The following is a 26,654-nucleotide window of genomic DNA, read 5'->3' on the forward strand; positions in this document are numbered from 1 at the left end:
TGAAACTCCACGATGCTGGTCGCGGTCCTGATAGCAAACCCGGATCGGCCGTCCATCACCGATGCGGTGCTGGCCGAGGCCCGCGCGGTGCTGCGGACGGAGCACCAGCCCCGGATCCTGCACGGCGCGGTGGCGGCTGAGTTGCTCGTCCCGGGCGAGCCCGCCGCCGCGGCGTCCCTCACCGACGCGCTGCGGACGGCCCTCGCCGGTGAACCCATCGACCTCGCCGTGCTCCCCGCCGACGCGCACCGGCGCAAGCGCCTGTTCCTGGCCGACATGGATTCCACCATGATCGAGCAGGAATGCATCGACGAGCTCGCCGGAACGCTCGGCCTCAAGGAGCATGTCGCGACGATCACCGAGCGGGCGATGCGCGGGGAGATCGCCTTCGAGCCGGCGCTGCGCGAGCGCGTGGCGCTCCTGAAGGACATCCCGGTCGGTGCGGTCGACGGGCTGATCGCCGAGCACCTGACCCTGACCCCGGGCGGCCGCACCCTGGTGCGGACGATGCGGGCGCACGGCGCCCACACCTGCCTGGTCTCGGGCGGCTTCACCCTGTTCACCGGCCCGATCGCGGCGATGATCGGCTTCGATGAGCACCGGTCCAACCTGTTGGGCGTGGCGGACGGACGGCTCACCGGCTTCGTGGAGGATCCGATCGTCGGGAAGGCCGAGAAGCGCGCGGCGCTGATCGAACTCCGTGAGGCGCTGTCCCTCGGCCCTGCGGAGACGCTGGCGGTGGGCGACGGGGCCAACGATCTCGACATGCTGACCGAGGCCGGCCTCGGCGTGGCGTTCCGCGCGAAGCCCGCGGTCGCCGCCGCGGCGCGGGTCCGGGTCGAGCACGGCGACCTCACCGCGCTCCTGTACCTGCAGGGCTATGCGGCGGCGGAGTTCGTGGGGTGAGCCCTCACTGAAGGGTGCGGGTCGGGGCGCGGACCGCGCCCGGAACGGCCGGGGCCTGAACGCCGGTCGCACCGACCCGCCGGCGCACCGGCTCGACCTTCGCGCAGGCGACGGCGCCCATCGTGGCCGCGATGTCAGAGCGTGTCGATACGCGGAGCTTCTCGATCTCCGGTTGGTTCGCGAACCGCTGCGCCTCGCGGCACCGGCGTGCCGCGCTGCGGCACCACGGGTGTCCTGAACGCAGGAAGGCCGCCGCTCCTCGCGAAGCGACGGCCTTCGATCTCGCGGGTGATAGGGCTCAGTCCAGCCCGACGGCCACGAAACGGACGTCGCCGGTGGCGCTCGCCACCAGCAGCAGCACCGACTTGCGCCCGTCCTTCTTCAGGGCGTCGATCCGCTTGGTCACCTCCGCCGGGGTGCTCACCGCCTCCTGGCCGACCTCGACGATCACCTCGCCGGGCTGGATCCGCTTGTCGGCCGCCGTCGAGTTCGGGTCGACCCGGGTGACGACCACGCCCTTCACGGTGTCCTTGATGGAGAACTTCTTGCGCAGCTCGTCGGTCATGCCGGAGAGGTTGAGGCCCAGCGCCTGCCGGGTGGCGCTCTCGGGCTCCGGCTGGCGCAGGTTGGCGAGCTGCGGCTTGTCGCTGTCCTCCAGGCGGCCGAGGGTGACGGGCTTCGTCACCTCCTCGCCCTTGCGGACCACGACCACGTCGACCTTCTGACCCACGGGGGTCGAGGCCACGATCCGCGGCAGGTCGCCGGAGGCCTTCACCGGCGCACCGTTGAACTTCAGGATCACGTCGCCGACCTCGATCCCGGCGGTCTTGGCCGGACCCTTCTCGTCGACGCCGGCCACCAGGGCGCCCCGCGCCCCGCCCTTGAGGTTGAGCGCCTCGGCGGTGGTGTCGTCGACGTTCTGGATGCGGACGCCGAGCCAGCCGCGGCGGACCTCGCCGAAATCGCGGAGCTGATCGATCACGGGCTTGGCCGTACCCGACGGGACCGCGAAGCCGATGCCCACCGAGCCGCCGGTCGGCGACAGGATCGCCGTGTTGATGCCGATCACCTCGCCGTCCATGTTGAACAGCGGACCGCCGGAATTGCCCTTGTTGATGGCCGCGTCGGTCTGAATGTAGTTGTCGTAGGGTCCGGACTCGATGTTGCGGCCCCGGGCCGAGACGATGCCGGCCGAGACCGAGCCGCCGAGCCCGAACGGATTGCCGATGGCGATGACCCAGTCGCCCGGGCGCATCTTGTCCGAATCGCCGAACGGCACCGCCTTCAGCGGGTGATCGGCCGGGGGCTTCACGCGCAGGACCGCGAGATCGATCTTCGAATCCTTGCCGACGATCTCGGCCTTGAGCTTGGTGCCGTCGTGCAGGATGACCTGGATGTCGTTGGCGTCGCCGATGACGTGGTTGTTCGTCACCACGAGGCCGGCGGCGTCGATGATGAAGCCGGAGCCCAGGGAATTGGACTTGCGCTGCGCGCGCGGCGCCTCGCCGTCACCACCGCCGCCGCCGCGGCCGCCGCGCCGGTTGAAGAACTCCTCGAACAGGTCCTCGAACGGGGTGCCCGGGGGGACCTGCGGCATGGCGCGACCGCCGCGGGCCTCCACGGTGGTGGAGGCGGAGATGTTGACCACCGCGTCGGTGACCTGCTCGGCGAGATCCGCGAGCGAGGCCGGCCCCTTGGCGAGGGCGGGAACCGGCAGGGCGGCCGCGGCTACGGAGGCGCCGATCAGGATCGAGGCCATCAGCGCGCGGGCGCGGGAACGAGGCTGCGCGGTGGCGCGGCCGAAGGGCGCCACGGGGGCGCTCGCGACGGGGTGCATGGTCGACCTCTTCAAGAACGCGTTTCCGGCGCCGCGGGCCTCGACCGATGATCGGGGGCCCGCGGGTTTTCCTGCAAGGTAGTCTCCGGACGCCGGGGCGCCAACTCGCATCCCGATCAGCGTGCCGTCCCGGCCGCGGACCCGGTGGTGGACCCGGTGGCGGCGCTCGGATCGGCCGGTCCGCGCGGCCCGCGGGCCGCCGGGGCCGGGGGCCGGCCCTGCGGGTCGCTGAAGTACCGGAAGAAGTCCGAGGTCGGGCTGATCACCAGACGGGTGTCGGATCCCTTCAGCCCGCTCTCGTAGGCCTGCATCGAGCGGTAGAAGCTGAAGAAGTCCGCATCCTTGCCGAACGCCTCGGCGAGGATGCGGTTCTTGTCCGCGTCACCCTGTCCGCGCAGCTGCTCGGAGGTCTGCGTCGCGTCGGCGAGGATCACCGTGACCTCGCGGTCGGCCTTGGCGCGGATCGTGGCGGCGATCTGGTCGCCGTTGGCGCGGATGTCGGCGGCCTCGCGCTCGCGCTCGGTCTTCATCCGCCGGTAGACGGCGGCCGAGTTCTGCGCGGGCAGATCGACGCGGGTCATGCGAAGGTCGACGATCTCGATGCCCAGCGCCTTGGCCTGCCGGTTCACGTCCTCCTGGATCTGGTGCATCAGCTGGCCGCGGTCGGTCTTCACGATGGCGTCGCGGGTCGAGCGGGCGAGCACGTTGCGCAGGCCGGAATTGGTGAAGCTCGCGAGCCGCTGGTTGGCGAGCCCGATATTGCCCACCGCCTGGTAGAAGCGGAGCGGGTCGAGGATCCGGTAGCGGGCGAAGGCGTCCACCTCCAGGTTCTGCCGGTCGGCGGTGAGCACCGTCTGCACCGGCAGGTCGAGGTCGAGCACGCGCTTGTCGAACAGGACCACGTTCTCCATGAACGGGATCTTGAAGTACAGGCCGGGCTTCTCCTCGCCGGTGGCGTTGAGGACGGCGCGGACGCGGCCGAACTGCAGGACCAGGGCCTGCTGCATCTGGCCGACGGTGAAGATCGACGCGTAGAGGCCGATCGCGACGATCGCCGCGATCGCGATCAGGCCGGTGCGGAGAGCCTGCTTCATCGGGCGGCTCCCGTCTGGGTCTGGGCGCGGGCGCCGAACTCCGAGAGCGGCAGCACCGGCAGCACGCCGGCGGCGGTCGCCGCCCCGGGCTGCGTCCCGTTCTGGTCGATGATCACCTTGTTCACGGACCCCAGTACCTTTTCCATCGTCTCCAGGAAGATCCGCTCGCGGCTGATCGCCGGGGCGGCCTTGTAGGAGGCGTAGACCTCGCTGAAGCGGGCCGCCTGGCCGGTGGCGTCGGCGGTCGCCTTGGTCCGGTAGGCCTCGGCCTGCTGGACGATCTGGGACGCCTTGCCGCGGGCCTGCGGCACTTCGCGGCTCGCGTAGGTCTTGGCCTCGTTCTGCGCCGTGTCGGCGTCCTGCTGGGCCGCGTTCACGTCGATGAAGGCGGGGCGCACCTCCGGCGGCGGATTGACCGAGACGAGCTGCACCACCTCGATGCGCACGCCGGCGCCGTACTCGTCGAGCGCCTTCTGGACCATCTCCTTCACCTCCTGGGCGATGCTCGACTGCTCGTTGGTGAGGATCGCCTGGATGTTGCGGCGGCCGATCACCTCGCGCATCGCGCTCTCGGAGATCGCCTTGATGGTGCCTTCCGGGTTCTGGAGGTTGAACACGAAGTCGGAGGCCTTCAGCGGGTTGACCCGCCACTGCACCTCGAAATCGAGATCGACGATGTTCTCGTCGCCGGTGAGCATCAGGCTCTCGTCCGGCACGTCGCGGGTGCGGCCCTGGCCGTTCGGACCGGCGCGGAAACCGATCTGGATCGAGTTCTGGGAGCCGACATCCGGCTTCACAACCCCGCCGATCGGATAGGGGAAGTTGTAGCGCAGGCCCTCGCCCTTGGTGCCGACATAGCGGCCGAAGATCGTCTCGATGCCGACCTGACGGGGGTAGACGGTGTAGAAGCCGGTGGCGAGCCAGATCGCGACGGCGAGCACGGCGATCACCGCCGCGCTGCGGCCGCCGCCGACGCCCTGCGCGCCGCCGCCCCCGTAGCCGCCCGAGCCGCCACCGCCGCCCGGGATCAGACCGCGCAGGCGGTCCTGCCCGCGCCGGAGCAGGTCCTCAAGATTCGGCGGCGTCTTGCCGCCGCCGCCGCCACCACCCCAGGGACCGCCGCCGTTGCCGCCGGGCCGGCCCCACGGGCCCCCGCCGCCGCTCTGATTGCTCCAAGGCATCCTAGACGTCGTCTCCTGCCTGTCCGCGCCCGGCCCATACCCCGGCCGGCGCCCCCTGCCTGAACGGCCACGCTCGCCCGCCTAGTCCCGGCCATCCGGATCGATCGCGAGGCGACCGCATCCGGCCTCAAGCCTTAAGAGCCTGCACGCACGCATCTTCCCGCAGGATGCGCAGGCCCGGCGTGAGCACGCGCACCCGACAGGCACCTGCGGGCGCGCGCCCCGTGCTGTCAAGGCTGGCAGGTGGGCATGCGCGGCATGGAACGCAATTGCGGCGGCGCGCCTCAGCGGACGCGCTCCCAATCGACGAACGCGAAGGCGTGCTCGTCCCGGGGTCCCGCCGGATGCGCCTCGCGGAACGTCTCCCGGAAGCGACCGCGGTCGAAGGCCGGGAAGCGCACGTCGCCCTCGGGCTCGGCCTCGACCTCGGTGAGATGGAGCCGGTCGGCCTGCGGGAGCGCGAGCGCATAGATCTCGGCCCCGCCCACCACCATCAGCTCCGCCCCGGCGGCGGCCGCCAGCGCGGAGGGCCAGTCATGGACGGCCTCGACCCCCTCGGCGCGGAAGCCGGCATCCCGGGTGAGCACCAGGGTGCGGCGCCCCGGCAGGGGACGGCCGATCGAATCCCAGGTCCGCCGGCCCATCAGCATCGGCTTGCCCATGGTCAGGGCCTTGAAGCGCTTCAGGTCGCTGGAGAGATGCCAGGCGAGGCCGTTGTCGCGGCCGATCACGCCGTTGCGGGCGACCGCGGCGACCAGGGAGACGATCGGGCTCATACCGCCACCGGGGCCGCGATGGCCGGGTGCGGCTCATAGCCCGCAATGGCGATGTCCTCGTACCGGAAGGCGAAGAGGTCGCGGACCTCCGGGTTGAGCCGCAGCTGCGGCAGCGGGCGCGGGGTCCGGCCCAGCAGGGTCCGGGTCTGCTCCAGGTGGTTCCGGTAGAGATGCGCGTCGCCGAAGGTGTGGACGAAGTCGCCGACCCCGAGGCCGGTCACCTGGGCGATCATGTGGGTCAGCAGGGCGTAGCTCGCGATGTTGAAGGGCACGCCGAGGAAGGCGTCCGCCGAGCGCTGGTAGAGCTGGCAGGAGAGCCGCCCCTCGCTCACGTAGAACTGGAACAGGCAGTGGCAGGGGGCGAGCGCCATCCGGTCGAGGTCGGCCGGGTTCCAGGCCGAGACGATCAGGCGGCGGGAATCGGGGTTGCGCCGGATCTCGTCGAGCACCCAGGCGATCTGGTCGACGGTGCCGCCGCCGGGCTTCTCCCAGGAGCGCCACTGCTTGCCGTAGACCGGCCCGAGATCGCCGTGCGCGTCGGCCCACTCGTCCCAGATCGTCACGCCGTTGGCTTGGAGCGCGGCCACGTTGGTATCGCCCGTCAGGAACCAGAGCAGCTCGTGGATGATCGAGCGCAGGTGCAGCCGCTTCGTGGTGACCAGCGGGAAGCCGGCCGACAGGTCGAAGCGCATCTGGTGGCCGAACACCGAGAGCGTGCCGGTGCCGGTGCGGTCGTCCTTGGCCACGCCCTCGTCGAGGATGCGCCGGAGCAGGTCCTGATAAGCGTCCATCGGTCATTCCTGCGCGCCGGCGCGACGGCCGGCAAGCGCGCCGCCGACATCTGTCCACCGCCGTCACCAGCTGGCGGTCAAGCCGGCCAAAGCAGGTAGGTCACGAGGGCGAGGTTCGACCAGCCGTGCAGGGCGATCCCGGGCCAGAGCCGGCCGGTCCGCCAGCGCAGCCAGCCGAGCGCCAGGGCGAGCGGCAGCAGGGAGACCGGCCGGGCGAGCCCCCAGGACGAGATGTGGGCGGCGGCGAAGATGACCGCCGTGACCAGGATCGCCCCCGCCGGCCCCAGCACCGCCCGGGCACGGGCGAAGGCCTCGCCGCGCAGCAGCAGCTCCTCGGCCACGGGCGCCAGGATCGCCAGATAGGCGAGCCACGCCGCCACCGCGGCCTGGCTCATGAACGGGGACAGCCGCACGTGCTGGCCGAAGCTGGCACCGAACAGTTCCGCGGTGCCGGTGACCCAGGCGATGTGCAGAACCGGCCAGACGAGGAGGAGCCCCAGCAGGGCGACGGGCCGCATCCCGTTCGGGCGCTCGCGGTCGAGGGCGAGGCGGCGGCGCCAGCCGGTCCGGTCGCGCCACCAGGCCGCACCCACCACCAGAACGGCGAGGAACACCTGACGCAGGACGTCCGTGGCGAAGGCACGGTGGGTCAGCTCCACCGCACCGAGGAACGGGCGCCGCTCCGGCGGCAGGAACGGATCGATCCCGCTCCACAGATCGAACCCGACGCGCACGACCGCCAGCGCGAGCAGGCTCGCGGCGCCGAGATAGAAGACGACGAGCGCGATCAGCCCGCCGAGATGCCAGGCCGCCGACCAGATGCCGGGACGAGGGGCGTCGGCCACCGCGCCGGAAGACGACTGCGCGCTTCCGGCAACAGCCTCACCCGGAGGCTCCAAATGAGACAGCGGCGCGACACGATCGGGCTTCAAAACCGGACCGATCCCCTCTATATCTTGGGAGCCGGTCGCGAGGCCGGCTATGGCGATAAACGTTCTTCGCAATAAACCTATCGGACCCGGGGGCGGTACCCGGCGCCTCCACCCAAGCCCAGGACATGCTGCCGCAAGGCGCGTGATCTTAGCCTGGGCTTTGGCGGGGGCGAAATAGGATCGACGAGGGCGTAAAGGTTGGACTTTCGCTCGGCATGGTTCCGCCGTTATCGGGCCTTTGCAATAGTTGCCAACGACAACTTTGCTCCGGTGGCGGTGGCCGCGTAAGCGGTCCCCAATACCGACCTAAAGTCCTAGCGGGTAGCACCGCATAGGCGGGGTTCGGAGGCACCTGGCAACAGAAGCCTCCACTTCCAATCCTCGGTCCAGCCATCCGCGGCGGGGCGCCGGGCAGACCGGGCGAGAGCGCAACCGCAGATGGCAGACGACCTCATCCGCTACGATCTACTGGTACAGGACGCCCTGCGCGGCGTGGTCCGCAAGGTGCTGACCGACGCGGCCCGCGAGGGCCTGATGGGCGAGCATCACTTCTACGTCTCGTTCCGGACGGAAGCGCCCGGCGTGCGGATCTCGCAGGCCCTGCGGGAGAAGTACCCGCAGGACATGACGATCGTCCTGCAGCACCAGTTCTGGGACCTCAACGTCACCGAGCACGCCTTCGAAGTCGGCCTGTCCTTCTCGGGGGTGCCGGAGCGGCTGCTGGTGCCGTTCGATGCCCTGTCGGGCTTCTTCGATCCCTCCGTGCAGTTCGGCCTGAAGTTCGATCTCAGCGAAGCCGGCGAGACCCCCGAGGAGGCGAACGCCGCCCCGGCGGCCAAGCCCGGCCCGCGCGGGGCCGGTTCGGAACCCGGCGAGGTGCGGCCCAAGAGCGCCGGTCTTGCCACGATCGGCTCCGGCGCGCCGAAGGGGCTGCCCGCTCCCGCCGCTCAGGGCGAGAAAGCCGCCGGCAAGCCCGACGACAAGGCCCCCCGCCCCGCCGCCAAGAAGGAGGGCGAGGAGGGCAGCGCCGAGGTCGTGAGCCTGGACGCCTTCCGCAAGAAGAGCTGAGCGTCTCCCGGGCCGGATCGACGGCCGGGCGTCGTACGGGGGACGACACGGTCGCGCCGTCGATGCTGTCGGCGGCTGCGGGGAGCCCGCGCCCGATCGCCAAGCGATCCGCGACCCTCGAGACCGTCGATCAGATTCGGTCGCCCGTCCCCTCCGGCCGTCCTGCTGAAGGGCGCCGGCCTGCACCGCGGCACGGTGACCGGGCCCGGCCTAGCCCCGCGCCACCGCGTCCATGCGCAAGCCGTGCTCCGGCCGCAGCGTCACCCGGTGGAGCGGCGTCACCGGCGGATGATCCGCCGGCAGCCGGAAGAGCACCGCCCGCACCACATGCGCCAGCACGATCACGGCCTCCTGAATCGAGAAGCTCTGGCCGATGCAGATCCGCGGCCCCGCCCCGAACGGCAGATAGGCGAAGCGCGGAATCGTGTCGCGGTTCTCGGGCAGGAACCGCTCCGGCACGAAGGCCTCCGGATCCTCCCACAGCAGATGATGGCGGTGGAGCACCCAGGGCGCCACCATGACCAGCGAGCCCCGCGGCACCTTGATCCGGCCGAGCCGGTCGTCCCGGATCGCCTGACGGCTGAGGAACGGCACCGGCGGGAACAGGCGCATGGCCTCCTCGATCGCCGCCCGGGTGAACGGCAGACGCTCCGCGGAAAAATCCCCCGACCCGGCGGCGTCGACCTCGGCCTCGATCCGCGCCTGGGCGGCCGGATCCTGCGACAGGCAGTAGAGCGTCCAGGTCAGGGAATTGGCCGTGGTCTCGTGCCCGGCGGCGATGAAGGTGACGATGTTGGCCTTCACGGCGAGATCCGAGAGCCCGTTGCCGGTCTCGGGATCCTGCGCTTCGAGCAGCAGGGTCAGCAGGTCCCGGGGCGCCTCCCCCCGCGCCATCAGCGCCTTGCGGCGGGCGATGAGCTCATCGACCACCTCGGCGAAGAAGCGGCCCGCCGGACGGGCCCTCAGGCGGCCGATCCGCGGCACGAAATCGGGCACGCCGAACACGTCGAGGGGGTCGATCGGCCCGACCGCTTCCAGGAAGCGCGTGATCGCACGGCCGAGGGCATCGGGATCGCTCGGCAGGCCTTGCGTGAAGATCGTCCGCTCCAGCACGTCGAGCGTGACGCGGGTCATCTCAAGGGCCACATCGACCTGCTTGCCGTCGCGGCGGACGAGGCGGCGGCCGAGACGGGCGCCGGCGGCGTTCATCGCCTCCGAAAAGCCCTGGACCGTGCGGGCGTTGAAGATCGGCGCCAGCGTCCGGCGCTGGAGGCGCCACTCGTCGCCCTCGGCGCTGAGCAGACCGTTGCCGAGCCCCGGGGCGAGGACACGCCGCTGCAGGTCGTCCTTGCGGTAGCCGTCGGCGTTCTCGATGAGCAGGTAGCGGATCAGCGCCGGGTCGCTCACCAGGGTGATCCGGCCCATCGCGCTCTCGGCCGCCACCACCGGCAGCTTGAAATGCGCGTCCATCCAGGTGGTGATCGGATTCTTCCGGGCCGCCCGCAGGAAGTCGAACAGGCCGAGCGGCGCCTTCAGCGGCGGCGGCACGACGGGGCGGAACCGGGCGGCGGGTTCGGACAGATCGATCGTCGCGCTCATCGGCTCCTTGTCCGGCGGGAACAGAGCTTCGCTCTTGTCGGGGTGCCGGGAAAACCGGCATCGCGATTCACCCGCGCCTCATTTAAGTAGGCACCGCACGGCACCAGACGTAGAGGCCACGATGTCGCCCACCGAGACCGCCACCCGCACCGAGTCCGACACCTTCGGGCCGATCGAGGTTCCGGCGCATCGCTACTGGGGCGCGCAGACGCAGCGCTCGATCCAGAACTTCAAGATCGGCACCGACCGGATGCCGGCGCCGCTCGTCCACGCCCTCGGGGTGGTGAAGCAGGCCGCCGCCCTGGTGAACAAGGATCTCGGCGCCCTCGACGCGACGCTCGCCGACGCCATCGCGGCCTCGGCCGCCGAGGTAGTGGAGGGCCGCCACGACGACGAGTTCCCCCTGGTCATCTACCAGACCGGCTCGGGCACCCAGTCGAACATGAACGCCAACGAGGTGATCGCCAGCCTCGCCAACGAGCGGCTGGGCGGCCAGCGCGGCGGCAAGTCCCCGGTCCACCCGAACGACCATTGCAACCGCGGCCAGTCCTCCAACGACACCTTCCCCACCGCCATGCACATCGCGGTGGCCCGCGAGATCCAGGGGCGCCTGCTGCCGGCGCTCTCCCACCTGCACGGCGCGCTGGACGCCAAGGCCAAGGCGTTCGCGTCGATCGTCAAGATCGGCCGCACCCACCTGCAGGACGCGACGCCGGTCTCGCTGGGCCAGGAATTCTCCGGCTACGCCGCCCAGGTGGCGCTCGGCGGCTCGCGGGTCGCCGCGACCCTGCCGGGGGTCCTGGCGCTCGCCCAGGGCGGCACCGCGGTCGGCACCGGCCTCAACGCCCATCCGGAATTCGCCGAGCGCTTCGCCGCCAAGGTCGCGGAGCTGACCGGGCTGCCCTTCACCTCCGCCGAGAACAAGTTCGAGGCGCTGGCCACCCACGACGCGCTGGTGTTCACGCAGGGCGCGCTCGCGGCCCTCGCCGCCGGCCTGTTCAAGATCGCTCAGGACATCCGCTTCCTCGGCTCGGGCCCGCGCTCCGGCCTCGGCGAATTGTCGCTCCCTGAGAACGAGCCCGGCTCCTCGATCATGCCCGGCAAGGTCAACCCGACCCAGTGCGAGGCGCTGACCATGGTCTGCGCCCAGGTGATCGGCAACGGCACGACGGTGAGCTTCGCCGGCAGTCAGGGCAATTTCGAACTCAACGTCTTCAAGCCGGTGATCGCCAACGCGGTGCTGCAATCGGTGCGGCTGCTCGCCGACGCGGCGGTGAGCTTCACCGACAATTGCGTCGTCGGCATCAAGGCCAACGAGGACAAGATCGCCGACCTGATGAGCCGCTCGCTCATGCTGGTGACCGCGCTCGCCCCCTCGATCGGCTACGACAAGGCCGCCGAGATCGCCAAGACCGCGCACAAGAACGGCACCACCCTCAAGCAGGAGGCCCTGCGCCTCGGCTACGTCACCGAGGCGGAGTTCGAGCGCGTGGTCCGGCCGGAGACGATGCTGGCGCCGAGCGCCGACTGATTGTTGTGTGACGTCCCGGCGCGGAGCCTCCCGCGCCGGTTACGGGAGGCGATCCGTGGCCGAGATCATCAATCTGCGCCAGATCCGCAAGGCGAAGGCCCGTGCCGAGGCCGACACGAAGGCCGAGGCCAACCGGATCGCCTTCGGCCAGCCGAAGAAGGCCAAGATTCTCCAGCAGCGGCGCAAGGCCCTCGAGACCGAGCGCCACGAGGGCCATCGCCTCGCGCGGCACGAGCCGGATTCCGACCCGAACGCATGATCCGCCTCCCGTGAGCGCCGGCCTCACCAAGCACTCCGTGATGATCGCCGGCCACCGCACCAGCGTGTCCCTGGAGGATCCGTTCTGGGCGGCGCTGCGGGAGATCGCGGAGGCGCGGGGCCAGTCCGTCCAGGCCCTCATCGGCGCGATCGATGCCGGGCGCGACGGACAGAACCTGTCTTCGGCGATCCGGGTCTTCGTCCTCGAAGCCGTGCGCGCGATGCCGGAATCGTGAGCGCGTCGCGCCCTGTCCGATCTGCCGGTCCCGAATAGCTTGTGACGTGCGCGTGACAAAATCCCGCAGTCAGGAGATCCCATGGCCACCCGAGAGCCGCTGCTCAGAACAATCCCGATCGCCGAGCTGCGCCCGACGCAGATGACGGTGGGCTACCGTGAAGTGGCGGAGAAGCGGCGGCGCTGGCGGGAATACGACGGCGAGAAGAAGGAGGAGTTCCTCGGCGCCCATATGATCCCGACGCTGCTCGGGCCGAAGAAGCGCCATTACATCATCGATCATCACCACCTCTCCCGCGCCCTGCACGAGGAGGGGGTCGAGAGCGTGCTCGTCACCGTGGTGGCCGACCTGCACTACCTCGACAAGGACGCCTTCTGGACGGTGTGCGACCACAAATCCTGGGCGCATCCCTACGATGCCGAGGGCGTGCGCCAGCACTTCAAGGACATCCCGAAATCGGTCGATGCCCTGGCGGACGATCCCTACCGCAGCCTCGCCGGCGAGCTGCGCCGGGCCGGCGGCTTCGCGAAGGATACCACCCCGTTCAGCGAGTTCCTGTGGGCCGACTTCCTGCGGCGGAACATCAAGGAGAAGCGGATCGAGGGCGACTTCTCCTCCGCTCTGGAGCGGGCGATGGCGCTGGCGAAATCCAAGGACGCCGACTACCTGCCCGGCTGGTGCGGACCGGTGACCCGCCCCATCCGCTAGGGCGCCGCCGGGTCGTCGCGGTGGATCCGCCCGACCGTTTCGCGTGACGCGGCGGGCTGTCTGCCCGAAAAACGCCCCGCCCCTGGGCGAGGTTCGGGGGGGCCGCCCGCGCCCGCCCCCTCCAGCCGGACGAACAGCCCCCGCATGCCGATGCCGCGTTTCGCCCCGAGCCTCGCGCTCGCCGCCCTGCTCCTGCCCGCCGCCGCGCAGGCCCAGGATCGCGGCAGCGTCAATCCGAAGCCCCTGCCGCCCCTGGAGCATCCGGACGCGCCCTCGACGCCCGCCAAGGCGCTGTTCGGGCGCGTCACCAAGGCGGCCTCCGGGCCGGCGCACATCTACGGCTTCTATGCCAAGGGCTGCTTCTCCGGGGGTGAGGCGCTGCCGCTGGACGGTCCGAACTGGCAGGTCATGCGCCCGTCCCGCAACCGGATGTGGGGCACGCCCTACCTCGTCGATTTCATCGAGCGCCTGTCGCAGAAGGCGGCCCGGGTCGGCTGGCCCGGCCTCCTCGTGGGCGACATGGCCCAGCCCCGGGGCGGCCCGATGATCACCGGCCACGCCTCGCACCAGATCGGCATCGACGCCGATGTCTGGCTGACGCCGATGCCCGACCACCGCATGAGCCGGGCGGAGCGCGAGGAGACCTCGGCCACCGACATGGTCCGCCGCGACCGCCTCGACATCGATCCGGAGGTCTGGACGCCGACGCACCTGCAACTGATCAAGGTCACCGCCGAGCAGCCGGAGGTGGAGCGCATCTTCGTCAACGCGGCGATCAAGAAGGCGCTGTGCCGCGACGCCGCGGGCAGCCGCTGGATGTCCAAGGTGCGCCCGATGTACGGGCACAATTACCACTACCATATCCGGCTCGCCTGTCCGGCCGGCCAGGAGGATTGCCAGCCGCAGGGCGCGCCGCCGCCGGGCGACGGCTGCGACGACCTCAGCTACTGGTTCTCGGATGCGGTGCTGCATCCGAAGCCCCCGAAGGTGCCGCCGAAACCCAAGCCCGCCATGACCATGGCCGCGCTCCCCAACGCCTGCCGGGCGGTTCTGAAGGCGCCGTAGGGCGGAGGCGCGGAGGCGGGGCGGCCGCCATCGCGGGCGAGGCGACCCGTCCGCGCGCCACCCGCGCTGACGGTGGCACCGCCGAGGGGATGAGCGGCGCGGAAACGATCCGCCCGGCGAGACTGGTCGCTCGGCGCGCCGGACGCGATGTGCTAACGCCTGCGGATGCCCCGCTGGCTCTTCATCCTCTTCGCGACCGCCGTCGCCCTCTCGGTGCTGGGCAGCGTGCTGATCGTGCTCCGCAGCCCGAACAGCACGCCGCCGCCGCACGGCAGCGCCGCCCCGTTGCCGGGCCCGCAGACGCGGCCCGACGGACGGAGCCCGTGAGGCTCAGGCGGCGACGCCGGTTCCCACCGGGCAGCTGACGCCGGTGCCGCCCAGGCCGCAATAGCCCGCCGGGTTCTTGGCGAGGTACTGCTGGTGGTAGGCCTCCGCGAAATAGAACCGCTCCAGCGGCTTGATCTCGGTGGTGACGTCGGGGAAGCCGCGCGTCCGGAGCGCCTCGGCGTAGGCGTCGCGCACGGCCCGGGCCGTGGCCTCCTGGTCGGGGCCGACGGTGTAGATGCCGGAGCGGTACTGCGTGCCGACATCGTTGCCCTGGCGCATGCCCTGCGTCGGGTCGTGGCTCTCGAAGAAGGTCCGCAGCACCGCCTCCCGGGACAGCACCGCCGGATCGAAGGCCACCAGCACGACCTCGTTGTGGCCGGTCTGGCCGGTGCAGACTTCCTCGTAGGTGGGGTTCGGCGTGTAGCCGCCGGCATAGCCGACCGCCGTCACGAACACGCCCTCGGGCAGTTGCCAGAACCGCCGCTCGGCGCCCCAGAAGCATCCGAGCCCCAGCACGATCGTCTCGATGCCCGGCGGATACGGCCCCTTGAGCGGGTTGCCGTTGACGAAATGCGTCTCGGCTGTCGGGACCGGCGTCGGGCGGCCCGGCAGGGCGTCGGCCGGGGCCGGCATTTCGGGACGCTTGCGGAACGAAAACATCGGCTTGCCTTCCGGTGTCGAACTCCCGCCGATATGGGGAGGCGGAGGCGGCCAGAAAAGCGTTCGGCGGCCCGGCGACGCGAAACCTTGACGCGAGACTGGACCTCGGACGCGAATTCCGGCTTGTACCCCCGAGAGACACTGATCGAATGGCCGCTCCGAGCGGCGTTGGGAAGGGCTGATCCGCATGGAGACGGGCGGGACTGCCACGAGCCACGTGCCGGACAATGTGAAGGTGGGGTCGCAGCGGGGCGATCCGTTCGCCGCAGCCGTGCGCGCGACGCGGATGCCGATGATCATCACGGATCCGGCCCAGCACGACAACCCGATCGTCTTCGTGAACGACGCCTTCCTGACGCTGACCGGCTATACCCGGATGGAGGTGATCGGCCGCAACTGCCGCTTCCTGCAGGGTCCCGAAACCGAGGCGGAGGCCGTCGATCGCCTGCGCGACGCCATCCGGCGGGAGGAGGACATCCGGGTCGACCTCCTCAACTATCGCAAGGACGGCTCGACCTTCCAGAACGCCCTCTATGTCGGGCCGGTGCGGGATGAGGCGGACCGGGTCGTCTACTTCTTCGCCTCGCAGTTCGACGTCAGCGAGCGGTACGCGCTGACCGCCGAGGTCGAACGGCTGAAGGGGGCGCTGGCGGAGGCCGAGGCCCGGCTCGCGGGCCGTTAGGCCGCGCCCGAGCGCCAGGGCTTCGTCATTACTTCGTCAGGGCTTCGTCAGGAAGCCGATCGGCTCGCGGCCCGGCTGGCCGAGCCAGAGCAGCACCGCGCCGAGCCCCAGGCCGATCAGGGAGGCCGGCGCCAGGGTGAGCGGCAGGCCCAGGATGTGCCAGAGCCAGGGCGCCGCCCCCTCCACGCTGCCCTGCAGGGCGCTGGCCTTGTCCTTGAACAGGGTGGCGATCACGTCGGAGAGGGGCGTCACCCGCAGGCCGTTGTTGGCGATGGAACGGGCGCCGTCATAGATCAGCGCGACGAAGCCGCCGGCCATCAGCAGGAAGCCCAGGACGCGGGCCAGGAAGCGGAACATCGCGGGGCCTTCTGAGCCTTGCCTTACGGACCGTTTGGGCTTTCGCCGGCGCGCCCGAGGGCGCCCGCCCCGGGAGTATGGGTCCGGACCGCAAGGTGCAAGCGCCAGCGGCGCGTCTGCGGCGCGTCCGGGGCGAGCGTCGATCCGCGCGGTTGCCGGGTCGCCGGGCCCGTGCCACAGGCTCGCCCCGCGGCGGCGGGCCGCGGGAGAGCGGTCGACCTTGAACGCGCGCGCGACGAATCTCGGCCTCGTGATCTTCGATTGCGATGGCGTTCTGGTGGACAGCGAGCCCCTGAGCCTCGCCTGCCTGACGGCCGGACTGAACCGGATCGGCGTCGATATCGACTTCGCCACCGTGCGGGCCCGCTTCACCGGCACCGCGATGCCCTCGATCATGGCCCATATCGCCAGCGACTACGGGGTCGCCGCACCCGCCGGCTTCGTCGAGGCGGTGAAGGCCGAGACCCTGGCGCTGTTCGACGCGGAGCTGCGGGCGATGCGCGGCGTCGCCGAGGCGGTCGCCGCCGTGGGCCTGCCGGTCTGCGTCGCGTCGAGCAGCGACCCGGTGCGGCTGCGCCATTCCCTGACCCTGACCGGGCTGCTGCCGCTGTTCGGCGACCACGTCTTCTCCTCGGCCCAGGTGGCACGGGGCAAGCCGTTCCCCGACCTGTTCCTGTTCGCCGCCGCGCGCATGGGCGCCGCTCCGGCCGCCTGCCTGGTGATCGAGGACAGCGTGCCCGGCGTCACGGCGGCCCGGAGCGCCGGCATGCGGGTGGCGGGCTTCACCGGGGGCGGCCATTGGGGGCACGACCCGGCAGGCACCGGCCTCGCGGAGGCCGGCGCGACCCGGATCTTCTCGGACTTCTCCGACCTCGCCGCGGTGATCGCCGCCGCCTGAACGATCCCGCCTCCCCCGAGCGCGGCCGGGACCGGATTCCTGCCAGGCGGGCACCGAAAATCGGAAGTCCGTTCCGTTGACGGTGTGCGGCGCCACGCCCATTTTCAAGGTGCCGGCCGGGCTGAACGCCCGGGCGCTCCGCCGGTCCGGCCGCGGTGATTTGAGAAGCGTAGCTTGCGCCGCGTGATCAAACGCTAAAGCACTGCGACGGCCCCGTGCCGCGCGGTCCTTCAGTCTGGAGGACATCCGATGGTCCCGCGAACACCGTCCCTTCGACACCCGCTCCTGAACGCGCCCTGCTGCCCCGCCGCCCGTCGGCGCTGTCGACGCTAGCCCCGCCGACCGTCCGCAGCAGCCCACGCGATCCGGCACGGCGATATGCCGGCCCAGGGAGTTCCCAGTCCGATGCACAGTCTCGCAGAGTTCCAGCCCGAAGACCGTCCCGATTTCGCAGACCCGGCCATCGGACCTGCCGAACCGGCCCGGGTGATCGAGATCGGTGAGGTCACCGCCGGGATCGCCGTGCCCGAGGGGCGCGGCGTCCGGTTCTTCTCATCGGCGCGCGCGTTCGACGGTCTCGACGGCGCCGTGTTCCGCACGGCCGAGCAGGCGGCCCGGGCAGCCCGCGCGCGCATGCGTGCCCCGAGCCGGCCGGCCGCGCGGGCGCATCGCCCCGCGCTGCGCCGGGCCTGACCCGCGCGCCACCCCGCGCGCTACCGGCCGCACTCGTCGCGGGTGCGCTTCAGGGCCTCCGCGAACCCGCCGAGGGCGTATTCGTCGCTCGTCGGGTTCCCGCGCAGCGAGGTGGTCTTGATCACGAGCTTGGGGTTGCGGGCGCTCATCTCCGAGACGACCCGCGCCTCCTCGGCGGGGTTCTGCAGCCAGGCATTGCCGTCCTTCACCACGAGGCCGTAGCGGCTGGCACCGAGGTTGAGGCTCGGATCGGTGGGCGCGGCCGCGGAGCCGGGCTTGATCTGGGAGGCCGCGGGCTTCGACGGGAAGCCCAGCATCACCGCCACCTCGTTCTGGACGTTCTCGCCCTTGCGCACACTCACGAACAGATAGGCGGTGTCGCGCTTCAGGGTCTTGGGCGAGCGCGTCTGCGGCTGCGCGATGGCGTAGCAGAGCTTGTTGCGGCCGTCGCCGTTCACGAACACGTTCCAGTCGCCGAAGATCGCCACCGGCGTCGCCTGCTGCATGCCGGGCGGCGTCGCCGCCTTCTCCGCGCGCTTGGTCCGCTCGCGCCCATGCCGCCGCCCCCGGCGGCTCGGGGCCGCGTCGCCGCCCCCGGCATCCGGGGCCTGCGCCAACTCCTGGGCATGGGCCGTCGTCGCCGACAGGCCGACCCCGCCGAGCAAACCGGTGGCCAGCCCGGATGCGAGCAGGGCGAGAGCTCCGACCGGGAGCGAGCGGGAAACGCGGACCATCTTCACTTCCTGACGACGGGCGGCTCCGTCAGGAGCCGGACCGGGGATCGGGATTAGTGAAGCTTGCGTAAAACGTCGGCAAGATGGCGAGGCCGGATCTCTCGAACATCAGACCGCGCGGGCTTCCGTCGCCCGGGCCGCGATCAGTCCGGCCGGAACCGGCAGCGGCTCGACCGCCTGGCCGGCCGGGACCGCGATCGCGTCCGGCTGGGCCGACGCGGCGCGCTTGCGGGGCGGATCGTTGTAGGGCGTGTTGTAGCCCTTGCGGACCGCGGCCCAGTAGGATTCGCGCGTCAGGCCCGACCCGGTCAACGCGGCGTCGATCATCGCCGTGGCATGCGCCGCGAAATCCGGCACGTCCTCCGGGTTAAGCCAACTCTCGACAGGCATCCTGCGAACTCCGATCCGAACGGCGAAGCTTGTAGCTGAGCGGACTTATCCAGACGCTGAACGCACGGGCGGGCCGAGGGTTGCAATGCACAATTTTAATGGGCGCTGTGGATGACCGGGCGCCCGTCATCGGGCCCGAGGCGATCGGGGCGCCGCCCTGTCGGCGGAGCGAAACGCCCCCCAGCCCGCGCTACGCCCGGTGAACGACGAGGGTAAAGCCTTCCTCCGGGTCCGGCGGCACGAAGTAGCGGCTGAATAGGTCGAACTCGGCATCCGTCACCGTGAAGGGATGGGCACCCTCGGCGTTGCGGAGGCGGAGGCGGGCCTTGCAGACCGCGTCGGGCACGTCGAGGACGTGGAGTTGGTGGGCGACGCCGGCCGCCTCGAACAGGGTCCGCATCCAGGCCCGGCTGGCGACGGTGTTAGCCGGGAAGTCCAGCACGACCGAGAGGCCGAGTCGCAGCAGCGCCACGAGGTGCGGCGCCATCGCGTCGCGCAGGCGCGCCGCGTTGCGCGCGTAGTCGGCCAGGGAGATTTGCTCACCGGGATAGAGCCGGGCGAGCCAGTGATCCTCCGCGACCACGACCGTGCCGGGCTGCTGCCCCAGGCGGTCGGTCAGCGTCGATTTGCCGGCGGCGATCTTGCCGCACACGAGGTGCAGAGTCGGGACGTGGGTGGGCATGGCGGGGACCTTGGATGCGGCGCGACGGCCGCGGGGCGCTCACGGGCGGGTCGGCCCGGCCTGACGGATCAGGCCGGGTTCCGAATTCGCCCGCGCAACGCGGCCCCTCCGCCGTGAATCGACAAGGTCATGAACCCACTCTGACATCCGCCGGGCGCCACTGCCAAGGAGCACCCAGGAGCGGCGGAGGCCCGCGGGGGCGCGCCGGCTCAGCCCAGCCGCTCGATCCAGGCCTGCGCCTGCCGCCGGACGTTGTCGGGCGCGGTGCCGCCGTAGCTGGTGCGGCTCGCCACCGAGTTCGCGACGCCGAGCACCGCGTAGACCGCATCGGTGATCCGCGGCTCCGCCTCCTGCATCTCGGGCAGCGACAGCGCCTCGAGCCCGACGCCCTTGGCGGAGGCGACGCCGACGAGACGGCCGGTGACGTGGTGGGCCTGCCGGAACGGCAGGCCGAGCTCGCGCACCAGCCAGTCGGCGAGGTCGGTGGCGGTGGCGTAGCCGGAGCCGGCCGCTTGGCTGAGCACCTCGGCGTTGGGCTCCAGATCCTTCACCATGCCGGTCATGGCGGCGAGGCACAGCGACAGGGCCTGGAGGGCGTCGAACGTCCCCTCCTTGTCCTCCTGCATGTCCTTCGAATAGGCGAGCGGCAGGCCCTTCATGACGATGAGCAGGCCGGTCAGCGCGCCGATGATCCGGCCGCTCTTGGCCCGCACCAGCTCGGCGGCGTCGGGGTTTCGCTTCTGCGGCATGATCGACGAGCCGGTGGTGTAGCCGTCCGACAGGCGCACGAAGTTGAACTGGGCCGAAGTCCAGACCACCAGCTCCTCGGCGAAGCGCGACAGGTGCACCGCGCAGATCGAGGCCGCCGCCAGCGCCTCCAGGGCGAAGTCGCGGTCGGCGACGGAATCCAGGGAATTCGCGGTCGGCCGGTCGAAGCCAAGCGCCGCCGCGGTGGCGTGCCGGTCGATCGGGAAGGAGGTGCCGGCGAGCGCCGCGGCGCCCAGCGGGCACTCGTTGAGGCGCGCCCGGGCGTCGCGGAACCGGCCCCGGTCCCGGGCCAGCATCTCGACATAGGCGAGGCAATGGTGGCCGAAGGTCACCGGCTGCGCCGACTGGAGATGGGTGAAGCCCGGCATCACTGTGCCGGCGTGCTGCAGCGCCGTCTGGCTGAGGGCGCGCTGCAGGTCGGCGGCCTGCTGGTCGAGCGAATCCAGGGTGTCGCGCACCCAGAGCTTCATGTCGGTGGCGACCTGGTCGTTGCGCGAGCGCGCCGTGTGCAGGCGGCCGGCGGCCGGCCCGACGATCTCGGTCAGGCGGCTCTCCACGGACATGTGGATGTCCTCGAGCTCGCGCTTGAACGTGAAGGTGCCGGCCTCGATCTCGTCGCGCACGGACTTGAGCCCGGCCTCGATCGCGGCCACATCCTCCGCTGGCAGGATGCCGGCTTGGCCCAGCATCGCCACATGCGCCAGCGAGCCGCGGATATCCTGGGGCGCGAGGCGCTTGTCGAACCCGATGGAGGCGTTGATCTCCTCCATGATCTCCGCCGGGCCGCTCGCGAAGCGGCCGCCCCACATCCGGTTGCTCATGTCGATCCTTCCGCGCCCTGACCGTCCCGAGGCCCGAGCCTGATGCCCGGCCGCACGCCCATCCTGGCCGGCGCGGGCGTCGCCGCGCTCGCCGTCCTCGGCCTCGCCCTATACGGGAGCGGTCTCCTGCCCGGCAACATGGGCGGCGCCCTTCAGCCCTGCGCCGCCGCCAAGCCCGCCCTCGCCCGGGTCGACGCCGCCGCGAAGGGCGAGGTCGCCGCCATGCAGGCCCTGACGCAGGCCCGGCCCGCGCCGGACATCCGCTTCAAGGGGCCGGACGGCGCCGAGACCGGCCTCGCCGACCTCAAGGGCCGGCTGCTCCTCGTGAATCTCTGGGCGACGTGGTGTGCCCCCTGCAAGGCCGAGATGCCGGCCCTCGACCGGCTCCAGGCGCAGATCGGCGGGCCCGACTTCCAGGTCGTCGCCATCAACGTCGACACCCGCAACCTCGAGACGCCGCCGGCCTGGCTGAAGCAGGCCGGCATCCGCGACCTCGCCTTCTATGCCGATCCCGGGGGCCGCGTGCTTCCGATCATCCAGCGCGACACGCAATCGCCCGGCCTGCCGACCACGATGCTGATCGACGCGCAGGGCTGCACCCTCGGGGTGATGAAGGGACCGGCCGCGTGGTCGAGCCCGGACGGGCTGGCCCTGATCCGCGCGGCGCTGGGACGGACGTCATAGAGGTTGGCGCCATAGGGGTTACGGTCGCGCCCTTGCGCCCACCTGGGATGCGCGGCAAGGCCTGCCGCGATGACATCTCCCCACACCGCGCCGCGGAGGCGGGGCCCGCGCCCCCTCTCGATCATCCGCACGCTGCTCGCCGGCGAGGCGGTGGGCGGGCTGATCCTGATGGCGGCCGCCGCCCTGGCGCTCGTCGTCGCCAACGGGCCGTTCGCCGAAACCTACGCGCACGGGCTCCACGCGGCCCTCGGGCCGATGAGCGTCCAGCACTGGATCAACGACGGCCTGATGGCCGGGTTCTTCCTGCTGGTCGGGCTGGAGATCAAGCGCGAGGCCCTCGACGGGCGGCTGCGCACCTGGCCCGACCGGATCCTGCCCGGCTGCGCGGCTCTGGGCGGCATGGCGGTGCCGGCCGCCTTCTACGCCCTGGCCAATCTCGGCGCCGGCACCCTGCGGGGCTGGGCGATCCCGGCGGCCACCGACATCGCCTTCGCGCTGGGGGTCCTGGCGCTCCTCGGATCGCGGGTGCCGGTCTCCCTCAAGATCTTCCTCAGCGCGGTCGCCATCGTCGACGATCTCGGCGCCGTCGTGGTGATCGCGCTGTTCTACAGCTCCGGCCTCGACCTCACCATGCTGGGGCTCGCCGCCCTGGTGGTGGCCGCCCTCTACGGCCTCAACCGGGCGGGGATCGGATGGCTTCCGGCCTACGGGCTGCTCGGCCTCGTGCTCTGGGTCCTCGTGCTGCGCTCCGGGATCCACGCGACGATCGCGGGCGTGCTGCTCGCGCTCACCATCCCGATCCGGGTCAGCCCGGGCCGGCCGGAGGATGCGCTCTCGCCCCTGCACCGGCTGGAGCACGCCCTCGCCCCCTGGATCACCTACTTGGTGGTGCCGGTCTTCGGCTTCGCCAATGCGGGCGTGGACCTCTCCGGCCTCACCCCCGAGGCCCTGCTGCAGCCGGTCACGCTCGGCATCGCGGCCGGGCTGTTCCTCGGCAAGCAGGCCGGCGTGTTCGCGAGCCTCCGGCTGGCGGTGGCGCTGGGATGGGCCAAGCGCCCGGCCGGGGCCGGCTGGGGGCAGGTTTACGGGGTCGCGGTGCTGTGCGGCATCGGCTTCACCATGAGCCTGTTCATCGGCGGCCTCGCCTTCCCGGATCCGGAGCACGAGACCGCCGTGAAGCTCGGCGTGCTCGCGGGCTCGGTCCTGTCGGGGCTCGCCGGCGCGGCGATTCTGCTGCTGGCCAAGCCGCGGACCGCCACGCGATAGCGGCGTCCCGCGCACGAGGCGGGATCCGCTGCGCGGAAAAATGCGCTACCCCGCGTCGGCATGCGCTTCTATCTCGGCCTCGCCACCACCTTCCACGACCCGGCCCTCGCCCTGGTCGGGCCCGACGGCACCCTGCTCTTCGCCGAGGCGGCGGAGCGGGTCCTGCAGTACAAGCGCGCGCCGAACTGCGAGCCGGACGCCCCGGCCGTGATGGCGTCGCTGCTGAAGGACCACGTCCCGCCGGGCTCCGAACTCGTCGTCGCCTCCAGCTGGGGCCCGCAATTCACCGACTTCCTACGTGGTCAGGCGGGCACCGGCGCCTTCGACCTCATGGCGCTGTCCGCCCACACCACGGCGCTCAACCGCTCCTTCGTGCCCGAGCAGGCCGAGCGGGTGTTCATCGCCGACCTCCACGGCGCGCAGGAGCGGGCCGGCCACGGCACCCTGCTGGCCCTGAACCAGGAAGCCCGGATCACCGGCGCGGCGCCCCGGGCGACCATCGCCGGGCAGCGGCGCTACCCGCACCACCTCTGCCACGCCGCCTACGGCCTCTGGGGCAGCCCCTTCGACACGGCCACGGCCCTGGTGGTCGACGGCATGGGCGAGACCGGCGCGGCGGCGATCCACCGCCTGGAGGGCGGCCGGATCACGGAGCTGCGCCGCCATCGCGGGCGCGGCTCGCTGGGGTTCCTGTACGGGCTGATCACGGATCTCGCCGGCTTCGACCAGGTGAAGGGCGAGGAGTGGAAGATCATGGGGCTCGCCCCCTACGGGCGGTCCGATCCGGATCTCGCCGCGCTGCTCGGCCGGCTCTGCACGGTCGAGGGCCACCGCCTGCGCTATGCCGACGCGGAGACGATCCGCTCTGTGGCCGCGGAGATCCGCGCCCGCCGCCCCGCGGACGCCCTGGAGACCGGCTGGGCCGATCTCGCCCGCTGCGGCCAGGATCTTTTCGGAACCCTCATGGACGCGCTGGTGGCCGAAGCCTACGCCCTGGCGCCCACCGAAAACCTCGTGATCGCCGGCGGCTGCGGGCTGAACTCCTCCTACAACGGCCGGGTGCTCGGCCGCTCCGGCTTCACCCGGCTGCACGTGCCCTCCGCCCCGGCGGATGACGGCAACGCCGTGGGCGCCGCGTGGCTCGCCTACGCGGAGGACCATCCGGACTGGGCGGGACCGCCGCACGCGCAGCGTCCGCTGACCCCCTATCTCGGCTCGCGGGTCTCCACCGGCCCGATGGAGCGGCTCGCCGAGCAGGAGCCGCGCGCCAAGCGCGTCGGCCACGCGGAGGCGACACGCGCGGCGGCGCGGATCCTCGCCGAGGGCGGCCTCGTCGGCTGGGTGCAGGGCCGGGCGGAGTTCGGGCCCCGGGCGCTCGGCAACCGGTCGATCCTGGCCGATCCGCGGCCGGAGGGCGCCAAGGACGACCTCAACGCCAAGGTGAAGTACCGGGAGGCGTTCCGGCCGTTCGCGCCGTCGATCCTGGCCGAGGCCGGGCCGGACTGGTTCGAGGATTACGCCGACAGCCCCTACATGGAGCGCACCCTGGTCTGGCGCGAGGCGGTCCGGGCCCGGGTTCCGGCCGTGGTCCACGCGGACGGGACCGGCCGGCTCCAGAGCGTCACGGCGGCGCGGAACCCGGCCTACGCGGCCCTGATCGGCGCCTTCGCGGTGATCACCGGCGTGCCGATCCTGCTCAACACGAGCTTCAACGTGATGGGCAAGCCGATCCTCCACGGCGCGGAGGACGCGATCCTGATGTTCTACACCACCGGCCTCGACGCCCTCGTGGTCGAGGATTGGCTGGTGGTGAAATGAAAAGCGCCGCGCCCCCGGGGGACGCGGCGCCGGTCGCGCGACCGCGCGGATGCCTTACTCGCAGACCTCGACGCGGCGGTAGGTGAACTCGCCGTCGCCGAGCCATTCCTTGCGGCGCTCGTAGTGGCAGATCGGGCCGCGGCGCTCGCGCACCACGATGGTCTCGGGCTCCTCGACCACGACGCGGCGCGGGCGGTACTCCGGCGGGGGCGGCGGGGGCGGCGGGTTCGCGCCGTTGACGAGGGCGCTGCCGACCATGCCGCCGACGACGCCGGCCGCGAGGCCGCCGACGATGGCACCGGTCTGGTCGCGGGCGGTGGCCGGGGCGACCGCCCCGAGCACCAGGGTCGCCGCGAGGGCTGCGGCCCCAGCGCGAATCATCGTGAAGGAACCGTTCAAGGACACGCGAAAGATCTCCCGTTCGTGTTGAGGACGATCCAACACCGGGAGGATTAAGAATCCCCGAAGTGGGCCAATTGAATTGTGTGCCGGATATGGCATCGGCCCGTCCGAAGTTCCTGGGCGGAGGCGCGCAGGGCCCGCCTCCGCCGGCCGGCTACTTCGCCTTGTCGGCGATGCCCTTCAGGCCGGCCTCATAGACGCCCGCGATGGCCTCTTCCGCTTTCGCGTCGGGGGCGCCCTTGGCCTTGAACGTCCCTTTCCAGGTCACCTTGGAACCGCTGCCGGCCTTCGCGACCATGATCGTGGAATGATAGTCCGTGACGGGCAGCGGGCCTTCCAGGATGGTGTAGGTGTAGTCCATCTTGGTGTCGTTGCGGGATTCCTCCTCCTCGACGATCGTCCCGCCACCCTTCAGGCTGAGCGTCCGGACCGCCTTGCCGCCCTTCTTCGACAGGGCGCATTTCTCGATCACCGGATGCCAGTCGCCGATCCCGCAGAACCCGCCGATCGTCTTCCACACGGCTTCGGGCGACGCGGCCACATCCACCGACTTGGTGACGTCCAGGGCCCAGGCCGGCCCCGCCGCCCCGAGGCAGATCGCGGCGGCCGCCAACAACATACGCTTCATCAGTCGCTTCCTCCCGCTCGACGCTCGATTTCCCGGCGTCCGAGTCAGGCCCAAACCAAGAGCGACACGCCCACGTTGCAAGGTCGACTTTAGTCCAAGACGCGGCCGAAAAATTCTGCCCCGGCCGCGCTGCGGGCCATCCGGTGCACCGCGTCCCCCGCGGCCTCGGATGTCAAAGCAGACCGTCGAGGGCCCCGATCACGACCGTCGGCGCCGAATCCATGTACTCGTCGGGCAGGCCCTTGCGGTTGACCCAGGCGGTCCGGAACCCGAAGACCCCGGCCCCCGCCACGTCCCAGCGGTTCGACGAGCAGAACAGCACGTCGCCCTGCCCCACCGCCAGCCGGGTCAGGGCGATCCGGTAGGCGTCGGGATGGGTCTTGAACACCTGCGCGTCGTCCACCGAGAGAACCGCGTCGAGGTGGTCGGCCAGCCCCGCCGAGGCCACCGCCCGGTCGACCATGGCGGCGTTGCCGTTGGTGAGCACCGCCGTGCGGATCCCGCGCTTGCGCAGGGCCGCCAGCACGCCCGGCACCTCCGGATAGGCATCGAGGTCGCGGTAGGCGTCGAGGAGCCGCTCGCGCAGGCCGGGATCGACCTGCGGGTGGACCGCCAGGGCGTAGTCGAGGGCCCGCACGGTGAGGTCCCAGAAGGCCGCGTACTGGCCCATCAGCGACAGGGTCCAGCTGTATTCGAGCTGCTTGTTGCGCCAGACCTCGGAGAGGTGTGCGGCGTCCGGCCCCACCGCCTCGGCGTAGCGCTGGACCGCGGCGTTCACGTCGAACAGGGTGCCGTAGGCGTCGAACACCGCGGCCTTCACGCCCGCAAGGGGTCCTGATGCGTCGGTCATGGTGTTCCTCAC

The 26,654-nt window shown here is 71.4% G+C and carries 29 protein-coding genes, 1 other RNA gene and 1 pseudogene; 15 read left to right on the forward strand and 16 right to left on the reverse strand.

Features of this window, described 5'->3' with window-relative positions:
* Positions 1-12: 12 nt before the first annotated feature.
* Positions 13-906, forward strand: a complete 894-nt coding sequence (gene serB, locus ABIC70_RS03575; protein WP_274926504.1) for a phosphoserine phosphatase SerB — start codon at positions 13-15, stop codon at positions 904-906.
* 298 nt (positions 907-1,204) lie between these two features.
* On the opposite strand, the gene ABIC70_RS03580 is transcribed toward serB, so the two are convergent.
* The 6 genes from ABIC70_RS03580 to ABIC70_RS03605 all read right to left on the reverse strand — a co-directional run bounded on the left by ABIC70_RS03580 (position 1,205) and on the right by ABIC70_RS03605 (position 7,430).
* Entirely contained in the window at positions 1,205-2,743 is a 1,539-nt protein-coding gene (locus ABIC70_RS03580) for a DegQ family serine endoprotease (RefSeq protein ID WP_043379315.1), read from the reverse strand.
* Between the two features lie 116 nt (positions 2,744-2,859).
* Positions 2,860-3,837 (reverse strand): protease modulator HflC, encoded by a 978-nt coding sequence (hflC, locus tag ABIC70_RS03585; protein WP_043379318.1) that lies wholly within the window; start codon positions 3,835-3,837, stop codon positions 2,860-2,862.
* On the reverse strand, positions 3,834-5,018 hold the full coding sequence (gene hflK, locus ABIC70_RS03590; protein WP_043348254.1) for an FtsH protease activity modulator HflK: 1,185 nt from the start codon (positions 5,016-5,018) through the stop codon (positions 3,834-3,836). Before hflK ends, hflC begins: the two co-directional genes overlap by 4 nt.
* Before the next feature lie 284 nt (positions 5,019-5,302).
* Positions 5,303-5,794 (reverse strand): dihydrofolate reductase, encoded by a 492-nt coding sequence (locus ABIC70_RS03595; protein ID WP_354438887.1) that lies wholly within the window; start codon positions 5,792-5,794, stop codon positions 5,303-5,305.
* Positions 5,791-6,585: a thymidylate synthase gene (locus ABIC70_RS03600; protein ID WP_043348249.1), complete on the reverse strand. Its 795-nt coding sequence runs from the start codon at positions 6,583-6,585 to the stop codon at positions 5,791-5,793. Before ABIC70_RS03600 ends, ABIC70_RS03595 begins: the two co-directional genes overlap by 4 nt.
* 77 nt (positions 6,586-6,662) lie before the next feature.
* Entirely contained in the window at positions 6,663-7,430 is a 768-nt protein-coding gene (locus tag ABIC70_RS03605) for a CPBP family intramembrane glutamic endopeptidase (protein ID WP_354438888.1), read from the reverse strand.
* A gap of 78 nt (positions 7,431-7,508) precedes the next feature.
* Here ABIC70_RS03605 and ssrA point away from each other — a divergent pair.
* Positions 7,509-7,890, forward strand: a transfer-messenger RNA (tmRNA) gene (gene ssrA, locus ABIC70_RS03610).
* 65 nt (positions 7,891-7,955) lie between these two features.
* Positions 7,956-8,585 (forward strand): SspB family protein, encoded by a 630-nt coding sequence (locus ABIC70_RS03615; protein ID WP_354438889.1) that lies wholly within the window; start codon positions 7,956-7,958, stop codon positions 8,583-8,585.
* 210 nt (positions 8,586-8,795) lie between these two features.
* Here the strand turns inward: ABIC70_RS03615 and ABIC70_RS03620 are convergent, their stop codons facing one another.
* Complete coding sequence (locus ABIC70_RS03620) at positions 8,796-10,184, reverse strand: cytochrome P450 (RefSeq protein ID WP_354438890.1); 1,389 nt, start codon at positions 10,182-10,184, stop codon at positions 8,796-8,798.
* Positions 10,185-10,305: 121 nt separating this feature from the next.
* Between ABIC70_RS03620 and fumC the strand changes: the two genes are divergently transcribed.
* The 6 genes from fumC to ABIC70_RS03650 all read left to right on the forward strand — a co-directional run bounded on the left by fumC (position 10,306) and on the right by ABIC70_RS03650 (position 14,309).
* Positions 10,306-11,715, forward strand: a complete 1,410-nt coding sequence (fumC, locus tag ABIC70_RS03625; RefSeq protein ID WP_179697493.1) for a class II fumarate hydratase — start codon at positions 10,306-10,308, stop codon at positions 11,713-11,715.
* A 55-nt stretch (positions 11,716-11,770) separates the two neighbouring features.
* Positions 11,771-11,974: a DUF4169 family protein gene (locus ABIC70_RS03630; RefSeq protein WP_354438891.1), complete on the forward strand. Its 204-nt coding sequence runs from the start codon at positions 11,771-11,773 to the stop codon at positions 11,972-11,974.
* 10 nt (positions 11,975-11,984) lie between these two features.
* Positions 11,985-12,209 carry a ribbon-helix-helix domain-containing protein gene (locus ABIC70_RS03635; protein ID WP_170861819.1) on the forward strand — a complete coding sequence of 75 codons (225 nt, stop codon included), beginning with the start codon at positions 11,985-11,987 and terminating at the stop codon, positions 12,207-12,209.
* An 81-nt stretch (positions 12,210-12,290) separates the two neighbouring features.
* Complete coding sequence (locus ABIC70_RS03640) at positions 12,291-12,917, forward strand: ParB-like protein (protein ID WP_043351110.1); 627 nt, start codon at positions 12,291-12,293, stop codon at positions 12,915-12,917.
* A 144-nt stretch (positions 12,918-13,061) separates the two neighbouring features.
* Positions 13,062-13,982, forward strand: coding sequence for a penicillin-insensitive murein endopeptidase (gene mepA / locus ABIC70_RS03645; protein ID WP_043351108.1), 921 nt, complete (start codon positions 13,062-13,064; stop codon positions 13,980-13,982).
* Between the two features lie 165 nt (positions 13,983-14,147).
* Positions 14,148-14,309, forward strand: coding sequence for a hypothetical protein (locus tag ABIC70_RS03650; protein WP_164706358.1), 162 nt, complete (start codon positions 14,148-14,150; stop codon positions 14,307-14,309).
* A 3-nt stretch (positions 14,310-14,312) separates the two neighbouring features.
* On the opposite strand, the gene msrA is transcribed toward ABIC70_RS03650, so the two are convergent.
* A complete protein-coding gene (gene msrA, locus ABIC70_RS03655) occupies positions 14,313-14,969 on the reverse strand; it encodes a peptide-methionine (S)-S-oxide reductase MsrA (protein ID WP_043379331.1) in 657 nt (218 codons plus the stop codon).
* A gap of 187 nt (positions 14,970-15,156) precedes the next feature.
* Between msrA and ABIC70_RS03660 the strand changes: the two are divergent.
* Positions 15,157-15,618: pseudogene (locus tag ABIC70_RS03660) on the forward strand (PAS domain-containing protein); the annotation flags it as partial.
* A gap of 69 nt (positions 15,619-15,687) precedes the next feature.
* On the opposite strand, the gene ABIC70_RS03665 reads toward ABIC70_RS03660, so the two are convergent.
* A complete protein-coding gene (locus ABIC70_RS03665) occupies positions 15,688-16,008 on the reverse strand; it encodes a hypothetical protein (RefSeq protein WP_043351099.1) in 321 nt (106 codons plus the stop codon).
* Between the two features lie 220 nt (positions 16,009-16,228).
* On the opposite strand from ABIC70_RS03665, the gene ABIC70_RS03670 reads away from it, so the two are divergent.
* Together ABIC70_RS03670 and ABIC70_RS03675 are read left to right on the forward strand one after the other, a co-directional pair.
* Positions 16,229-16,906, forward strand: coding sequence for an HAD family hydrolase (locus ABIC70_RS03670; protein WP_111473528.1), 678 nt, complete (start codon positions 16,229-16,231; stop codon positions 16,904-16,906).
* Positions 16,907-17,311: 405 nt separating this feature from the next.
* Entirely contained in the window at positions 17,312-17,599 is a 288-nt protein-coding gene (locus ABIC70_RS03675) for a hypothetical protein (RefSeq protein WP_043351096.1), read from the forward strand.
* Positions 17,600-17,619: 20 nt separating this feature from the next.
* Here ABIC70_RS03675 and ABIC70_RS03680 read toward each other — a convergent pair whose 3' ends face one another.
* From ABIC70_RS03680 to argH, 4 genes are all read right to left on the reverse strand, one after another.
* On the reverse strand, positions 17,620-18,333 hold the full coding sequence (locus ABIC70_RS03680) for an invasion associated locus b family protein (protein WP_354438892.1): 714 nt from the start codon (positions 18,331-18,333) through the stop codon (positions 17,620-17,622).
* Between the two features lie 108 nt (positions 18,334-18,441).
* A complete protein-coding gene (locus ABIC70_RS03685; RefSeq protein WP_043351095.1) occupies positions 18,442-18,723 on the reverse strand; it encodes a hypothetical protein in 282 nt (93 codons plus the stop codon).
* Positions 18,724-18,913: 190 nt separating this feature from the next.
* Positions 18,914-19,405 (reverse strand): P-loop nucleotide/nucleoside kinase family protein, encoded by a 492-nt coding sequence (locus ABIC70_RS03690; RefSeq protein ID WP_354438893.1) that lies wholly within the window; start codon positions 19,403-19,405, stop codon positions 18,914-18,916.
* A gap of 209 nt (positions 19,406-19,614) precedes the next feature.
* Positions 19,615-20,994 carry an argininosuccinate lyase gene (argH, locus tag ABIC70_RS03695; protein WP_075381087.1) on the reverse strand — a complete coding sequence of 460 codons (1,380 nt, stop codon included), beginning with the start codon at positions 20,992-20,994 and terminating at the stop codon, positions 19,615-19,617.
* A 42-nt stretch (positions 20,995-21,036) separates the two neighbouring features.
* Here argH and tlpA point away from each other — a divergent pair, with 42 nt between their 5' ends.
* The 3 genes from tlpA to ABIC70_RS03710 all read left to right on the forward strand — a co-directional run bounded on the left by tlpA (position 21,037) and on the right by ABIC70_RS03710 (position 24,762).
* Positions 21,037-21,678 (forward strand): thiol:disulfide interchange protein TlpA, encoded by a 642-nt coding sequence (gene tlpA / locus ABIC70_RS03700; protein WP_043759741.1) that lies wholly within the window; start codon positions 21,037-21,039, stop codon positions 21,676-21,678.
* A 69-nt stretch (positions 21,679-21,747) separates the two neighbouring features.
* A complete protein-coding gene (nhaA, locus tag ABIC70_RS03705) occupies positions 21,748-22,944 on the forward strand; it encodes a Na+/H+ antiporter NhaA (RefSeq protein ID WP_043379344.1) in 1,197 nt (398 codons plus the stop codon).
* A gap of 60 nt (positions 22,945-23,004) precedes the next feature.
* The gene (locus ABIC70_RS03710; protein ID WP_354438894.1) at positions 23,005-24,762 is read left to right on the forward strand and encodes a carbamoyltransferase family protein; all 1,758 of its coding nucleotides are present in this window, start codon (positions 23,005-23,007) and stop codon (positions 24,760-24,762) included.
* 54 nt (positions 24,763-24,816) lie between these two features.
* Here the strand turns inward: ABIC70_RS03710 and ABIC70_RS03715 are convergent, their stop codons facing one another.
* From ABIC70_RS03715 to ABIC70_RS03725, 3 genes are all read right to left on the reverse strand, one after another.
* On the reverse strand, positions 24,817-25,167 hold the full coding sequence (locus ABIC70_RS03715; protein WP_170867474.1) for a hypothetical protein: 351 nt from the start codon (positions 25,165-25,167) through the stop codon (positions 24,817-24,819).
* 151 nt (positions 25,168-25,318) lie between these two features.
* Complete coding sequence (locus ABIC70_RS03720; protein WP_043379349.1) at positions 25,319-25,792, reverse strand: SRPBCC family protein; 474 nt, start codon at positions 25,790-25,792, stop codon at positions 25,319-25,321.
* A 172-nt stretch (positions 25,793-25,964) separates the two neighbouring features.
* Positions 25,965-26,642 carry a haloacid dehalogenase type II gene (locus ABIC70_RS03725; protein ID WP_075381084.1) on the reverse strand — a complete coding sequence of 226 codons (678 nt, stop codon included), beginning with the start codon at positions 26,640-26,642 and terminating at the stop codon, positions 25,965-25,967.
* Between the last annotated feature and the right edge of the window lie 12 nt (positions 26,643-26,654).

Source organism: Methylobacterium sp. 1973, assembly GCF_040545035.1.
Taxonomy (GTDB): Bacteria; Pseudomonadota; Alphaproteobacteria; order Rhizobiales; family Beijerinckiaceae; genus Methylobacterium; species Methylobacterium fujisawaense.

Bases quoted from the DNA above. Each gene is read 5' to 3' on its own strand.
- serB (WP_274926504.1), top strand. From the start codon at position 13: ATGCTGGTCGCGGTCCTGATAGCAAACCCGGATCGGCCGTCCATCACC.
- ABIC70_RS03580 (WP_043379315.1), bottom strand. From the start codon at position 2,743: ATGCACCCCGTCGCGAGCGCCCCCGTGGCGCCCTTCGGCCGCGCCACC.
- hflC (WP_043379318.1), bottom strand. From the start codon at position 3,837: ATGAAGCAGGCTCTCCGCACCGGCCTGATCGCGATCGCGGCGATCGTC.
- hflK (WP_043348254.1), bottom strand. From the start codon at position 5,018: ATGCCTTGGAGCAATCAGAGCGGCGGCGGGGGCCCGTGGGGCCGGCCC.
- ABIC70_RS03595 (WP_354438887.1), bottom strand. From the start codon at position 5,794: ATGAGCCCGATCGTCTCCCTGGTCGCCGCGGTCGCCCGCAACGGCGTG.
- ABIC70_RS03600 (WP_043348249.1), bottom strand. From the start codon at position 6,585: ATGGACGCTTATCAGGACCTGCTCCGGCGCATCCTCGACGAGGGCGTG.
- ABIC70_RS03615 (WP_354438889.1), top strand. From the start codon at position 7,956: ATGGCAGACGACCTCATCCGCTACGATCTACTGGTACAGGACGCCCTG.
- ABIC70_RS03620 (WP_354438890.1), bottom strand. From the start codon at position 10,184: ATGAGCGCGACGATCGATCTGTCCGAACCCGCCGCCCGGTTCCGCCCC.
- fumC (WP_179697493.1), top strand. From the start codon at position 10,306: ATGTCGCCCACCGAGACCGCCACCCGCACCGAGTCCGACACCTTCGGG.
- ABIC70_RS03640 (WP_043351110.1), top strand. From the start codon at position 12,291: ATGGCCACCCGAGAGCCGCTGCTCAGAACAATCCCGATCGCCGAGCTG.
- mepA (WP_043351108.1), top strand. From the start codon at position 13,062: ATGCCGATGCCGCGTTTCGCCCCGAGCCTCGCGCTCGCCGCCCTGCTC.
- ABIC70_RS03650 (WP_164706358.1), top strand. From the start codon at position 14,148: ATGCCCCGCTGGCTCTTCATCCTCTTCGCGACCGCCGTCGCCCTCTCG.
- msrA (WP_043379331.1), bottom strand. From the start codon at position 14,969: ATGTTTTCGTTCCGCAAGCGTCCCGAAATGCCGGCCCCGGCCGACGCC.
- ABIC70_RS03665 (WP_043351099.1), bottom strand. From the start codon at position 16,008: ATGTTCCGCTTCCTGGCCCGCGTCCTGGGCTTCCTGCTGATGGCCGGC.
- ABIC70_RS03675 (WP_043351096.1), top strand. From the start codon at position 17,312: ATGCACAGTCTCGCAGAGTTCCAGCCCGAAGACCGTCCCGATTTCGCA.
- ABIC70_RS03680 (WP_354438892.1), bottom strand. From the start codon at position 18,333: ATGGTCCGCGTTTCCCGCTCGCTCCCGGTCGGAGCTCTCGCCCTGCTC.
- ABIC70_RS03685 (WP_043351095.1), bottom strand. From the start codon at position 18,723: ATGCCTGTCGAGAGTTGGCTTAACCCGGAGGACGTGCCGGATTTCGCG.
- ABIC70_RS03690 (WP_354438893.1), bottom strand. From the start codon at position 19,405: ATGCCCACCCACGTCCCGACTCTGCACCTCGTGTGCGGCAAGATCGCC.
- argH (WP_075381087.1), bottom strand. From the start codon at position 20,994: ATGAGCAACCGGATGTGGGGCGGCCGCTTCGCGAGCGGCCCGGCGGAG.
- tlpA (WP_043759741.1), top strand. From the start codon at position 21,037: ATGCCCGGCCGCACGCCCATCCTGGCCGGCGCGGGCGTCGCCGCGCTC.
- nhaA (WP_043379344.1), top strand. From the start codon at position 21,748: ATGACATCTCCCCACACCGCGCCGCGGAGGCGGGGCCCGCGCCCCCTC.
- ABIC70_RS03710 (WP_354438894.1), top strand. From the start codon at position 23,005: ATGCGCTTCTATCTCGGCCTCGCCACCACCTTCCACGACCCGGCCCTC.
- ABIC70_RS03720 (WP_043379349.1), bottom strand. From the start codon at position 25,792: ATGAAGCGTATGTTGTTGGCGGCCGCCGCGATCTGCCTCGGGGCGGCG.
- ABIC70_RS03725 (WP_075381084.1), bottom strand. From the start codon at position 26,642: ATGACCGACGCATCAGGACCCCTTGCGGGCGTGAAGGCCGCGGTGTTC.